This is a genomic window from Cyanobium sp. PCC 7001 (assembly GCF_000155635.1).
Taxonomy (GTDB): domain Bacteria; phylum Cyanobacteriota; class Cyanobacteriia; order PCC-6307; family Cyanobiaceae; genus NIES-981.
The window spans coordinates 242,004-254,778 of record NZ_DS990556.1; the positions used below are offsets into that span (position 1 = coordinate 242,004).

Genomic DNA, 12,775 nt, shown 5'->3' on the forward strand with positions numbered 1-12,775 from the left:
CACAAGACCTGCATCGAAAGCGAAAGCCCTATTCAACCTGCACAAGACTACCGATATCAGGGGCATAGCCTGATCCAGTAAAGCTGTCACATGAGGACAGAGAAATCAATTCTTCGTAGGATGTCCCGAAAGCAAAAGAAATACAAAAAAACTCACCGTAAATGACAAGAAGTAGCTAGGATCTGAATTGCTGAAAGCCACAACCAATGTCAAATAAAAAGCCAAATATCATTCTGCTTGTGACGGATGACACAGGCTATGGCGATCTTGGGCCATACGGCGGCGGCGAAGGGCGCGGGATGCCAACCCCAAACTTCGATCGGCTTTCCGCTGAAGGCATGACCTTCTTCTCCTTTTATGCCCAACCGAGTTGCACCCCGGGTCGGGCCGCCATGGTCACGGGTCGTATCCCCAACCGCAGCGGCATGACCACTGTGGCCTTTCAGGGGCAAGGCGGCGGCTTGCCAGCAGCAGAATGGACCCTGGCCTCCGTGCTGAAACAGGCCGACTACCGCACTTTTTTCACGGGCAAATGGCACCTGGGTGAGGCCGATTACGCGCTGCCCAATGCCCAGGGCTATGACGAGATGAAGTATGTCGGTCTCTATCACTTGAATGCCTACACCTATGCCGACCCCACCTGGTTCCCGGATATGGATCCAGAACTACGCACCATGTTCCAAGAGGTGACAAAAGGTTCCCTGTCTGGTAAGGCCGGCGAACAGGCCAAGGAAGACTTCAAGATCAATGGTCAGTACGTCGATACACCTGAGCAAGGTGTTGTCGGGATTCCCTTCTTCGATGGCTATGTCGAAAAAGCAGCAACTGAGTTTCTTGATGAGGCGGCCAAAGGTGACCAGCCCTTCTTTCTCAGTGTGAACTTCATGAAGGTGCACCAGCCCAACCTGCCGCACCCCGACTTCATCCACCAATCACCTTCAAAGAGCAAGTATGCGGACTCAATCGTCGAGCTGGATGCCAGGGTCGGGGCGATTATGGACAAGGTCCGGGAGCTTGGCCTGGAAGAAGATACGTTGGTTTTCTGGACCACGGACAACGGCGCCTGGCAGGATGTGTATCCCGACGCCGGCTACACACCGTTCCGGGGCACGAAGGGTACTGTCCGGGAGGGAGGCAACCGCGTCCCCGCCATTGCCTGGTGGCCAGGGAAAATTCCGGCTGGCGCCAAGAACCACGATATTCTCGGTGGACTCGATCTTATGGCCACATTTGCGGCCCTTGCAGGGGTATCCCTGCCCACCAATGATCGCGAGGGACAACCGACCACGTTTGACAGCTATGACATGTCTCCGGTGTTGCTTGGCACCGGTAAGTGTGAGCGCAAGACCTGGTTCTACTTCACCGAGAACGAACTAACACCAGGCGCAGTACGGGTGAACAATTACAAGGCTGTTTTTAATCTACGGGGTGACGATGGTGCAACCACTGGAGGTCTGGCAGTAGACTCTAACCTCGGCTGGAAAGGAGCAGAGAGTTATGTCGCGGTGGTGCCGCAATTGTTTGACCTATGGCAAGACCCACAGGAGCGCTACGACATCTTCATGAATAACTATACGGAACGGACCTGGATGCTGGTCACCATTGGGGAAGCGGTCAAAGAGCTGATGAAAACCTATGTGCAGTATCCACCGCGCAAGATGCAGAGCGAGGGTTATTCTGGCCCGATTACGCTCACCCAGTATGAGCGCTTCCAGCATGTCAGGGAAATGCTCTCCAAGGAAGGCATAAAAATACCGCTGCCCACCGGTAACTAGTCTGAAGCTTGCAGAAGCCGACAGTCCGCTTGAGCGATAAGCCACGCTTGAATAACATGCCTGCAAAACTGGCTTCCTGGCAGGCATGTATTCCATTTATTGATTCACACTCCAGGCAGATTGGAAGATCTTGGCGCCAAGGTTGACTGGCTTTTTGGCAGACCCCTTCGTTTACCTCTTAAGTGGGGCACCGCCCCAGAATGAGTATCCCATCGTTGGCGAATCCTTCCCCCAAAGAGTTGCGCCTCCACGGCACCCACAGCCTCGGGTTCAAGGCCAGGGTTGGCAATGAGGTGATCAGAGGCCTTTAAAACAATCCAGGAGATAGCCCAGGCCTGCCATGCTCAGTTTGGTCCCACGCGACTAGCAACGCGGCCTCACTGTGCTGCAGAACGCTTGCCATCACCTGGCCGTAATTCACTTAGGGAGTTACTTGACATCCCGTGGTGGCGGCTCAGGTGCATGGCAATGTTTGGCAGTCCAAGACTATGAAGGAGAATTGGAAAACCGAATCAGAATCGTGCAATCCCCCGATGATACAATAGTGGTCTAGCGCGACTTGTCATGCCTTCCTCTTAGGTGCTTTTCAATTGTTGCAGGTGGGTTATTTAGGAGTTCAAAGGAAGGGGAGAGATCCTGAGCAGGAAGCTCTTCAGATTCAGGAAGCCAAACGAAATCCAGAGACAATGGCTTGGCTTGAGAGCTTGCTATCGTTCTGGCCTGCCACGATAAGATTATTTGCCTACAGTCTTTGTCGCGATGATGATTTAGGAAAGTTGGCCTATAGGCCATTTTTGGAGACTGGCCTACTCTTAGAAAGTCAAACAATGGGTCGTGGATTTCTTTTGCACCAAGGCCTAGAAAAAACTGCTTCCCGCAAAAGCGGAAATGACATCCAGTCACCACCTTGTCCTCAATGTTGGGACAGATTAGTAGGTGCCCATTTGAGGGGTATATCCCACTGGCCACATTGAGGCCCCAGCCAATAGGCCATGCCTTCTTCTGGAACAAGATTTCAACCCAGTCCTGTTTGAAGCCGTACTCTTGCTTAGAGATTCCTTTTAAATTCAATGAGCTCGTTTGCTTTGCTCGAATCATGCCCAGCATTGTTTTCAGCATCCAGAGTTCGATGTCCTCGCCAGCAAACAAGCACATCTTCTCTGCCAGGCTAAAATCCTGAACGATCGCTAGAGACTTCTCAAACAATCGTCCCGCTTCGGCATCGAGAGGGCTAAGTGCGGCATTGTGGTTGGAACACAGCACCTTTGAAGCGAGACTTGAAAATGAAAAGGTCTTGGGATGCTGCTCCTGAAACGGAAATCCAAAGACATCGACCTCATTTCCTCCTCCAAGTTGCTTCTGTATGGATTGACTGAGTATGTGTTCACGTGATAGCTTCTTGGAGCAGGATCTCAAGCAGTTCGCATAGCATCTTGAATTGGTGATCTGATTAGATTTTGACACATGTATCTTCGCAGGCGGCTTTGCCCATCGACCTGACTTTAGGCAGCAGAACTTAGCCTTCTTTCCGCTGCCGCATGGGCAGCACTCATAGGCCAGCTGTCTTGAAGTGCCCACAAATCCTTAAGTACTGGCAAGATACTAGTCAGCGGTGGAACTGCCTAACGCCTACATCACAGGAGACAACTACGCGCCTCCAATGGTGGTGCGTAGTTGGCTACCTGTGCATGTTACTGTTAGGCTTTTGCTTGATCATGTTAAATTGAGCCCGCCATCAGAGAGTATGATTTCGCCTGTCAAATAACTGCTTGAAACAAGCATTGAAGCAGTATGGGCGATCTCAGTTGGCTGAGCCCCTCGCTTCATCGGTGACCTTTCACTCCATAACTTATGCGCATCAACCCAGCTCTCTGTCATGGGAGTATCCACTAGCCCTGGAGCAATTGCATTTACGCGAATTTCAGGTGACAAGGTTAGTGCCAATAGTCTTGTCATATGGTTCAAAGATGCCTTGCTTGCAGCATATGGAATTGACGCGCCCTTAGGGCGTACACCGGCATGCGAACTTATATTGATAATACTACTCGTATAGTCCGGACAAGATGACTCCCTTAAGGCTTGCTCCGCTTCAGAGATCAATGTCCAAGGAGCAATGACATTAACTTCGTAAAGCTCTCGCCATACCCCTGGTGATGCTTCCTTAAGGGAGCCATGAGGTATCATTGCATTGATTCCTGCATTGTTAATAAGAACATCTAGCCGACAGCAGCGAGATAATACATCTGATATTAACTTTCTTGCCTGCGCCTGATCAGATAGGTCAGCTTGAATATAGGTCGCTCGTGGGACACTACAAGCAAGCCGTTCGCCTTCACTAACAGATTTCCTTGAATGAAATACCACGTTAAATCCGTCGTCAGATAACTGTAATGCGATAGCTTTACCTATACCTGATGTAGACCCTGTTACTAGCGCGACCCTTCCACTATTCTTCATTGTGCATCCATCTGATTCGTAAGCCTAATAACTAGCTGAGCCGCACCGCCGTTCTTGACGAACGTCGTTCGGCTAGCAGGCGGTGTCGGCTCGAGCTTGCTGTTGCTTGGCCGTGCAAGTATCCTAAGCAAGTAGAACAATCGTAAAAACACGGTCGAAGCAACGCTGAATAGACGGGTCCGGTAACCATCTCAGACCAGTCGTCCTGTTCAGCCTATCCACCTTCGCCGTCAGTGGCTAGGTGCTCCACTTCGCTTCTTGGGCCTGGGTTGCTGAGGCAACTCCTCATTGCGATCGCGATTTTATGCGGATCCGGTATCCACATGTTCAGGCTGAGCCACCGTCAGAGCAGGTCGGCGGGGCTGGAGACTCCCAGTGGCCCCCGATTCAGCACATGGGTGTAGATCATTGTTGTCTTGAGATCGCTGTGGCCCAGTAACTCCTGAATCGTGCGGATGTCCTGGCCCCGCTCGAGCAGGTGGGTGGCGAAAGAGTGGCGCAGGCTTTGGCAGGTGGCCGGTTTGCTGATTCCTGCAGCCAGCACCGCCCGGCGCACCGCTTTCTGAATCAGGCTGGGATCCATGTGGTGACGGCCCTGTTCTCCGCTGGCTGGATTGCACCAGCGGGTCTGTTGCGGGAATACCCATTGCCACCCCCATTCCACCGGAGCATGGGGGTATTTCCGGCCGAGAGCATGGGGTAATTGCACCCTCCCCCAGCCTTCGGCCAGATCCTGCTGGTGGATGCTCTTCACCTCCTGCAGATGCGGTCGCAGCTGCTCCGCCAGGCGTCGAGGCAGCAGGGTGCGGCGGTCCTTGCCGCCCTTGCCGTTGCGCACGGTCAGCTCCTGCCGGCCAAAGTCGAGGTCGTGCACCCTCAGCCTCAGGGCTTCCATCAGCCGCAGGCCGCTGCCGTAGAGCAGCCCCGCCACCAGCGCCTCGGTGCCGTCCAGGCGTTGCAGCACGGAGCGAACCTCCTCCACCGTCAGCACCACCGGTAGACGCCGCGGCGTTCTGGCTCGCACCACGCCCGCCAGCTCCAGGTCGCGCTCCAGCAGCTCCCGGTAGAGAAACAGCAGGGCAGAGAGCGCCTGGTTCTGCGTGGAGGCGCTCACCTGAAGATCCACCGCCAGATGGGTGAGAAAGGCGTTCACCTCGGCGCTGCCCATCTCCCTCGGGTGCCGCAGGCTGTGGAAGCGCAGATACCTTCGGAGCCACTGCTCGTAGGTCGTCACCGTGCGCCTGGCGTAGTGGCGGGTCTGCAGCTCCTCCCGGTAACGCTGGATCAGCCCCGGGGGCTTGGCATGCTCGGGCATCGCGGATTGCACTGTGGCAATGCTTCAGCGTTGCCACCGATGGTGCGCCGCCCTCAGCAGCCCAGCCCTCAGCAATCCAGCGACGTGCGACGTTCGGCTTCGCTGATGTCGCCCCGCTCGCGTTGCCACTGGCGCCGGCGCAGCCTGCCGTAGGCCTGGCAGAACTCCTCGCCCAAGGCCTGGCGCAGACGGGTGTCGGCATCGAAGGCATCGAGCGCCTCGCCCAGATCGGCCGGCAGCCGTGGGCAGATCTCCGGTCCCAGCGGGGACGCGTAGTTGTCGTTGTCATGGCGGAGCCCGGGCGGCAGCTGCCGCTCGATGCCGTCCAGCCCCGCCGCCAGGATGGCCGCCTGCAGCAGGTAGGGGTGGGTCGAGCCGTCCGGTAGCCGCAGCTCCAGCCGCTGGTCGTCCGGGATGCGCAGCATGTGGGTGCGGTTGTTGCCGCTGTAGCTGATGCCCGCCGGGCTCCAGGTGGCCCCGGAGGTGGTGGGTGGCGCCGCCAGCCGCCGGTAGCTGTTCACCGTGGGGTTGGTGAGGGCGCAGAGGGCCGGGGCGTGCTCCAGCAGCCCCGCCAGGAACTGATAGGCCAGGGCGGAGAGGCCCAGCTCACCGGCGGGGTCGTGGAACAGGTTGATGCCGGCGCTGGCGGTGCCCGGCGCTCCCCACAGCGACAGATGGGTGTGGCAGCCGTTGCCGGTGCGTTCGGCGAAGGGCTTGGCCATGAAGCTGGCCTTGAGCCCCTGCTGCTCCGCCAGGGTCTTCACCATCACCTTGAAGAAGGCGTGCCGGTCCGCGGTGGTGAGGGCATCCGCGAACGTCCAGTTGACCTCGAACTGGCCGTTGGCGTCCTCGTGGTCGGCCTGGTAGGGCCCCCATCCCAGCCCCTCCATCGCCTCCAGCAACAGACCGATCAGTCCGTAGCGGCGCATCAGGGCCAGCTGGTCGTAGCAGGGTTTCTCCTGGTGGTCGGCCGGATCGGCGATGCCGCCGCCATCGGCGTCCAGCAGGAAAAACTCGGCCTCCACCCCGCTGCGCAGCTCGTAGCCCAGCCCTGCGGCCCGCTCCAGCTGCCGGCGCAGCAGGCGGCGCGGGCACTGGGCCATCGGCGCCCCCTCCAGCACCAGCTCGGCCGCCACCCAGCCCACCTCCGGTTGCCAGGGCAGGGGGGTGAGGCTGGCGGGATCGGGAATCGCCATCACGTCCCCATCGGCCGGGGAGAGATCCAGCCAGGCCGCGAAGCCGGCGAATCCCGCCCCGTCGCGGGCCATGGTCGGGATCGCCGCGGCGGGCACGAGCTTGGCCCGCTGGATGCCGAACAGATCCGTGAACGAGATCAGCAGGAACTTGAGCTGCAGGTCACGGGCCTGGCTGGTGAGATCGGACATGGAGACGGGTATCGAGGGGATCGGGGCTGGAGGGTTCAGGAGGCCAGCAGGCCATCCACGATGCGGCGCAGCTCCCGTTGCTCGGGCGCGCTGCTGTGGGGGTTGCCTGCCCGGTGGCCGAGCAGGGAGCGGATCAGGTGGAAGTCAGCGCCCGGGATCCGCTCGGCGTCGGCGGCCATGTCCTCCGGCGTGAAGTAGAGGTCGTGGTCGGCCGCCACCACGGCCGTGCGCGCCTGGATTCCGGCCAGGGTGGCGTCCAGATCGCCGCCCGCCGCCACGTCGTGGGCCAGCCAGGTGTCGAGCATGGCGATCAGATCGCGCGGATCGTGGCGGCGGTAGTGGGGCAGCCACTGCTCCTCCACGTGCTGCTCCACCGGCACATCCAGGCTTCGAAAGAAGGGCTGGCTGGCGGCCCAGCTCGCGTAGATCAGGGCATAGGTGCGCAGCCCCTGCTCCGGCGGCGCGTCGAAGCCCGCGCCGTTCCAGTGGCGATCGGCCGTGAGGGCCTGGCGCAGGCTGATCAGGAACAGGCGGTTGTGGGGCGAGGTGCGGGTAGTGCCGCACACGCAGCAGATCCGCTCCACCCGTTCGGGGCTCTGCACCGCCCACTGGTAGGCCTGCTGGGCCCCCATCGACCAGCCGTGGATCAGGGCCGGCCGCTCCACGCCGAACACCTCCGCCAGCAGCCGCTGCTGGGCGATCACGTTGTCGTGGTGCTGCACCACCCAGCCCTGTTCGGCCAGGCCCATGGCGCCGTGGCTGGGGCTGGAGGAGGCGCCGTTGCCGAACATGCCGGCGATAACTACCAGCCATCGGTCGGGATCGAAGATCGGACCCACCATCCAGGCCAGATCGGCCGGCCGGGCCCCGTAGGAGGTGGGCACAAGGATCAGGTTGGAGCGCTCAACGTTGAGCCGGCCGACGGCGGCATAGCGCAGCCGTGCCTCGGGAATCACCTGGCCGCAGGCCAGGGGAAAGGATCCCAGGGCCAAGTCCGCCTCGACCCTGGAGGCCGTGCTGGTCATGCCGGCAGGGCCAGGGCCGGCAGGTCGCGCAGCAGCACGCGATGCACGGCGAGGTAGCCCGGGGCCAGGTGGCGCAGGTGGGGGGCGATCCGGCCGTGCGCCGCCGGCAGGGCGTGGAAGGGCAGCGACGGATAGAGATGGTGCTCGGCGTGGAAGGGCATGTTCCACATCAGCCAGCGCACTGGGGCCACCGTGAGGGTCGTGCGGGTGTTGGCCGTGCCGTCGCTGCTGAAGCTGCAGCCGCTGTGCTCCGCCAGCAGCACGAAGCGCAGGAAGGGCTGGCCCACCGCCAGGGGCAGCAGCCAGCTCCAGAACAGAAAGCCGTTGGCGTGGATGCAGGAGAGGAGCAGCACCACCCCGTACACCAGGAATTGCAGCCGCACCGAGCGGCGCACCTGGGGAATCACCTCGGGACTGAGGTAGGGCAGGTCGCTGAGGTCTCCCCAGAGCAACCGTGCGTAGCCCCGCAGCTTGCCGCTCCACCAGTTCCAGCCGCTGAGTTCGAGCAGGTAGCCCCCGAGGGAGGTGGGCACCGGATCCTCCAGCTCAGGATCGCGTCCGGGCTGGTGGGTGAAGCGGTGGTGCCACTGGTGGTAGCGCCGGTAGAAGGTGGCGTTGTAGAAGCTCAGCAGCCCCGCCAGCCAGGCCACCGCATCGTTGAGCGCCTTGCTGCGAAACGCCGTGCGGTGGCAGCACTCGTGCAGCGGAGCGAAGCAGGTGGCCAGGGCGATGCCGCTGATCAGCAGACCGGTGAGACGCGCCGCCCAAGGCAGCCCGGGCTGGCGCCAGATCAGCCCCGCCAGCACGAGCGTGAGCAGATGGCTGAGGAGCCGCACCACGGCGGGGGCGGTGCTGAGGGTGTTGAGTTCGGCGAGGGCTGGGCGGTCGATCAGCCCGGTGCTGGAGGTGGCCATGGCAAGAGTCCAGCAGTCCGGAGGGCCGCCCTGCGGTAGGGGTTGAAACCACCCCATGGCGAGGGGCTGTGCAGGCGCACCGCCCTCCCTACAATCAGAGTGTCCACAGTGAACACAATCCCCATGGTCTGCGCCGAACAGGTTGCGCTCGACTCCCGGGCCGCCCAGGGCGGTGCCGATGTGCGCCGTCAGGTGCTGGTGGAGTCCCTGCGCCGCCGCTATGCCGATGCCGTGGGCCGCGGCGATGCCGCCGCCAAGCAGGCCCTCTTCCAGGAAGGCGTGTACCTGAACGTTCCTCCCGAGCAGTTCGTGGACGCCAACTGAACCGGCTCAGATCCCGGTTCCAAAGCCGGCTCCGGCCCTGGCTGCCCCAACGGTTCCACCTCCCCTGAGCGTCCTGCCATCCCAGCCTTCCGCTGCCGTGCTGCTGCACAGCCTCTGGGGGTTTCCTGGCGACCTGCAGCAGGCGATCCAGCGGGCGTCCACCGCTGGCTTCCACGGGCTTGAGGCCAACCTCCGGCATCCCGCCCTGGCGGGCCTGGAGCCCCCGGCCGTGGCCGCAGCCCTGGCCGCTTCGGCCATGCCCCTGGTGCTCGAGCTGGTCACCGGTGGCGACTACGTGCCCCGGCTTGCGCTGGGGCCGGAGGATCACCTCCACGAGCTGGAGCGGCTGCTGGCTGCATGCCCGGCCTTCGCCCCGCTCAAGGTGACCGTGATCACGGGCTGCGATGCCTGGAGCTGGCCGCAGCAGGAGTGGTTCTGGAGCAGGGCCGTCCCCCTGGCCGAGGCCTCCGGGCTGGCGGTGAGCTTCGAAACCCACCGTTCCCGCAGCCTCCACAACCCCTGGACCATCCAGCGCTTCCTGGATGCCTTCCCCGGCCTGCGGCTCACGGCGGACCTGAGCCACTGGTGCGTGGTGGCCGAGCGGCTGATGACGCCCGATCTGGCGCCCGTGGCGGCCATGGCCGGCCGGGTGGACCACATCCATGCCCGGGTGGGCCATCCCCAGGGCCCCTCGGTGGGCCATCCCTTCGCGCCGGAGTGGGCCGAAGCCCTGGAGGCCCATCGCCGCTGCTGGCGGCTGTTCCGTTCCAGCCGCACCAACGGCGTCCTGCCTTTCACGATCACGCCCGAATTCGGGCCGGATGGCTACCTGCCCGAACGCCCCTTCAGCCGCGAGCCGGTGGCCGATCTGCTGGAGATCAACACGGCCATGGCCCGTTGGATCCAGGCGGGTGCTCTCGATGCAGAGGATGGGGATCAGCCGTGAGGCCCATCACCGCGGCGTAGAGGCGCTGGTGCTGCAGCAGGCGCTGCTCCAACCGGTGCGGCGGGCCCGGCACCAGGCCGCTGCGGTAGCCCCGCTGGGCCGACTCCACCAGCCGGCGATCCTCCTCCAGGAACAGGAGCATGCTCTCCAGCCACTCGGCGGCCAGCGGTGCCTGCGCGGCCGTGCCCAGCAGCCACAGCTGCATGGCGCAGCGCTCGAGGGTGAGGGGCGGGAAGCTGATTACTGCCAGCCGGCCATCGGGCCACACCAGCAGATGGGTCCAGGGGGCGAGCCCGAAGGTGAGGAAGTCGCCGCCCTCCATCGGGGTGGCCAGCAGGGAGCCGTGGCGGCTGAGGGCATGGCGGTAGTGCCGCACCGGTCCCTGCTCGCGGTGGAGCGTGCGGGGATGGGCGATGGCCACGTGGTAGTCGTCGAGGGTGTTGTCGTGGGCGATCTTCCAGTTGCAGGCCAGTTCGCGGCTGGTCTGGCCCAGCAGCTGCAGAGGCCGGGCCAGGGCTTCCCCCGCCTCCTGGAGCACCAGATCCAGCTGCTGCTCCAGGGGCAGGGGATCGGCGCCGATCGCCACCCAGATCAGCGGCCCGCTCGCGTGGCAGGCCAGCGGTTGGAGCGGCCAGTCGGCGCGGCAGAAGGGCTCGAGGAACTCCCCTTCCCGGGCCGCCGCCCGCAGCTGGCCGTCGAGGCCGTAGGTCCAGCCGTGATACGGGCACACCAGGCGCCGGCTGGGCTGGGCCGACCCGGCGGGATCCTGCAGGGCCACGCCGCGGTGCGGGCAGCGGTTGAGGAAGGCCCTCACCCCTTCACCGGGCGCATGGGTGAGCAGCACCGGCAGGTCCAGCAGCTCCAGCGCCAGGCTGTGGCCCTCCGGCAGGGCCGCCAGCGGCGCCACCGGATGCCAGAACCGTGGGGCGTAGCGCTCCCGCTCCTGCCGGGCGGTGGCAGCGCACGTGTAGAGGTGGGCCGGCAGGAAGCTGGCCGCGGCGGCCGCCGGGATGGGGCTCATGCCGCCAGGGACGGCTCGAGGCTGCGCAGGCACTGGGCCAGCTCCTCGCGCAGGGTCAGGAATTCGGGAGACACCCGCAGGTGGCCCATGTTGGAGTGGTCCAGATCCACCTGAACGCTGCGCACGATCCGCCCCGGACGCGGCGCCATGATGTGCACCCTCTGGGCCAGCAGCAGCGCCTCCTCCAGATCGTGGGTGATCAGCAGGGCCGAGAGGCCGGTGCGTTGCCAGAGCTTGTGCAGGAATTCCTGCATCGATTCACGGATCTGGAGGTCGAGGGCGCCGAAGGGTTCATCCAGCAGCAGCACCTTGGGCTGGGCCGCCAGGGCCCGGGCGATGGCCACCCGCTGCTGCATGCCGCCCGAGAGCTCCCGCGGCAGGCGCCGGGCCGCGTCGCCCAGGCCCACCACATCGAGGAAATAGCTGGTGCGCTCGCGGATCTCCCGCTTGGCCAGCCCCTGCAGCTCCATGCCGAAGGCCACGTTCTGGGCGGCGGTGAGCCACGGGTAGAGGCTGTACTTCTGGAACACCATGCCCCGATCGGAGCCCGGGCCCTTCACGCTATGGCCGTCCACGCTGATGGAGCCCAGCGTGGGCCGCTCCAGGCCGGCCACCAGCCGCATCACCGTGGATTTCCCCGAGCCTGAGCTGCCCACCAGGGCCACGAATTCACCGGTGTTCACCTCGAAGCTGATGCCCTCGAGCACGCACTTGGCGTTGCGGCCCACCCCGAAGACCTTGGTGACGTTGTCGACGCTGAGATGCATGGGAGTGAGGAGTCAGTTGGCCCAGCGGCAGGTGCGCCGCATCAGCAGGCGGAAGCCCAGATCGATCAGCAGGCCGATCAGCCCGATCACGATCAGGCCGAGGAAGATCTCATCGGTGCGCAGGAAGCGCTGGGCCAGGCTGATGCGCTTGCCGAGGCCTTCATTGGCCGCCACCAGTTCGGCCACGATCACCAGATTCCAGGCGGAGGCCATGTTGATCCGGTAGGTGTCGATCACCTGGGGGGTGATGCACGGGGTGATGACCCGCAGCAGCACCTGGGAGGTGCGGCCCCCCAGGGTGAGGGCCGTCTCTACCAGTTCGTTCGGCACGAACTTCACGGCATCCATGATCATCAGGGTGTTGAAGAACAGGGTGCCGATGAAGATCAGCAGGATCTTCGGCAGTTCGCCCAGGCCGAAGTAGATGATCAGCAGCGGAATGAAGGCCGGCGCCGGCATGTAGCGGATCAGGGCCATCAATGGCTCCAGCAGCCGGCAGATCACCGTGCTGGTGCCCATGGCGATGCCCAGAGGCAGGGCCACGGCGGCCGAGAGGGCAAAGCCCGCGAACACCCGGCCCACGCTGGCCACCAGGTCAGCCCAGAGCACCCCCTGGGCCGCCTGGCTCTGGCCGGCGGCGATCACCCCGGAGGGGCTGGGCAGGAAGAGCGGATCCACCAGGCCGGCGCTGGTGACCGCTGTCCAGAACACCACCACGGCGAGAACTCCCGCCAGCCCCAGCACCCAGGGGTGCTGGCCCAGGCGCTTCAGCCGCTCCGTTGCCGGGGCGGCGGCGGGCTGGGGCTCGATCGGTGGAGCCTTGCTGGCGGGAGAGGTCATGGTGGT

12 protein-coding genes are annotated in these 12,775 nt (G+C 63.2%); 3 read left to right on the forward strand and 9 right to left on the reverse strand.

Features of this window, described 5'->3' with window-relative positions:
* Window positions 1-206: 206 nt before the first annotated feature.
* The gene (locus CPCC7001_RS01230) at window positions 207-1,775 is read left to right on the forward strand and encodes an arylsulfatase (protein WP_006910720.1); all 1,569 of its coding nucleotides are present in this window, start codon (window positions 207-209) and stop codon (window positions 1,773-1,775) included.
* Window positions 1,776-2,324: 549 nt separating this feature from the next.
* Here CPCC7001_RS01230 and CPCC7001_RS14905 read toward each other — a convergent pair.
* From CPCC7001_RS14905 to CPCC7001_RS01250, 6 genes are all read right to left on the reverse strand, one after another.
* Window positions 2,325-3,191, reverse strand: coding sequence for a hypothetical protein (locus CPCC7001_RS14905; protein WP_156796632.1), 867 nt, complete (start codon window positions 3,189-3,191; stop codon window positions 2,325-2,327).
* A 297-nt stretch (window positions 3,192-3,488) separates the two neighbouring features.
* Window positions 3,489-4,232, reverse strand: coding sequence for an SDR family NAD(P)-dependent oxidoreductase (locus CPCC7001_RS14220; RefSeq protein WP_071778243.1), 744 nt, complete (start codon window positions 4,230-4,232; stop codon window positions 3,489-3,491).
* Window positions 4,233-4,575: 343 nt separating this feature from the next.
* The gene (locus CPCC7001_RS01235) at window positions 4,576-5,547 is read right to left on the reverse strand and encodes an integron integrase (RefSeq protein WP_006909952.1); all 972 of its coding nucleotides are present in this window, start codon (window positions 5,545-5,547) and stop codon (window positions 4,576-4,578) included.
* A gap of 68 nt (window positions 5,548-5,615) precedes the next feature.
* Window positions 5,616-6,932, reverse strand: coding sequence for a type III glutamate--ammonia ligase (glnT, locus tag CPCC7001_RS01240; protein WP_006911483.1), 1,317 nt, complete (start codon window positions 6,930-6,932; stop codon window positions 5,616-5,618).
* A 35-nt stretch (window positions 6,933-6,967) separates the two neighbouring features.
* The gene (locus CPCC7001_RS01245) at window positions 6,968-7,957 is read right to left on the reverse strand and encodes an alpha/beta fold hydrolase (protein WP_006909900.1); all 990 of its coding nucleotides are present in this window, start codon (window positions 7,955-7,957) and stop codon (window positions 6,968-6,970) included.
* A complete protein-coding gene (locus CPCC7001_RS01250; RefSeq protein ID WP_006909652.1) occupies window positions 7,954-8,871 on the reverse strand; it encodes a fatty acid desaturase in 918 nt (305 codons plus the stop codon). Before CPCC7001_RS01250 ends, CPCC7001_RS01245 begins: the two co-directional genes overlap by 4 nt.
* Before the next feature lie 123 nt (window positions 8,872-8,994).
* Between CPCC7001_RS01250 and CPCC7001_RS01255 the strand changes: the two genes are divergently transcribed.
* Window positions 8,995-9,195, forward strand: coding sequence for a hypothetical protein (locus tag CPCC7001_RS01255; RefSeq protein ID WP_006910531.1), 201 nt, complete (start codon window positions 8,995-8,997; stop codon window positions 9,193-9,195).
* A 97-nt stretch (window positions 9,196-9,292) separates the two neighbouring features.
* On the forward strand, window positions 9,293-10,141 hold the full coding sequence (locus CPCC7001_RS01260; RefSeq protein ID WP_043368450.1) for a sugar phosphate isomerase/epimerase: 849 nt from the start codon (window positions 9,293-9,295) through the stop codon (window positions 10,139-10,141).
* On the opposite strand, the gene CPCC7001_RS01265 is transcribed toward CPCC7001_RS01260, so the two are convergent.
* The 3 genes from CPCC7001_RS01265 to CPCC7001_RS01275 are packed head-to-tail and all read right to left on the reverse strand — an operon-like array spanning window position 10,074 to window position 12,769.
* Window positions 10,074-11,162 (reverse strand): aromatic ring-hydroxylating dioxygenase subunit alpha, encoded by a 1,089-nt coding sequence (locus CPCC7001_RS01265; RefSeq protein WP_006911500.1) that lies wholly within the window; start codon window positions 11,160-11,162, stop codon window positions 10,074-10,076. The genes CPCC7001_RS01260 and CPCC7001_RS01265 overlap by 68 nt on opposite strands.
* Window positions 11,159-11,929 (reverse strand): ABC transporter ATP-binding protein, encoded by a 771-nt coding sequence (locus CPCC7001_RS01270; protein WP_006911140.1) that lies wholly within the window; start codon window positions 11,927-11,929, stop codon window positions 11,159-11,161. Before CPCC7001_RS01270 ends, CPCC7001_RS01265 begins: the two co-directional genes overlap by 4 nt.
* 12 nt (window positions 11,930-11,941) lie before the next feature.
* Complete coding sequence (locus tag CPCC7001_RS01275) at window positions 11,942-12,769, reverse strand: ABC transporter permease (protein WP_006910530.1); 828 nt, start codon at window positions 12,767-12,769, stop codon at window positions 11,942-11,944.
* Window positions 12,770-12,775: the final 6 nt, after the last annotated feature.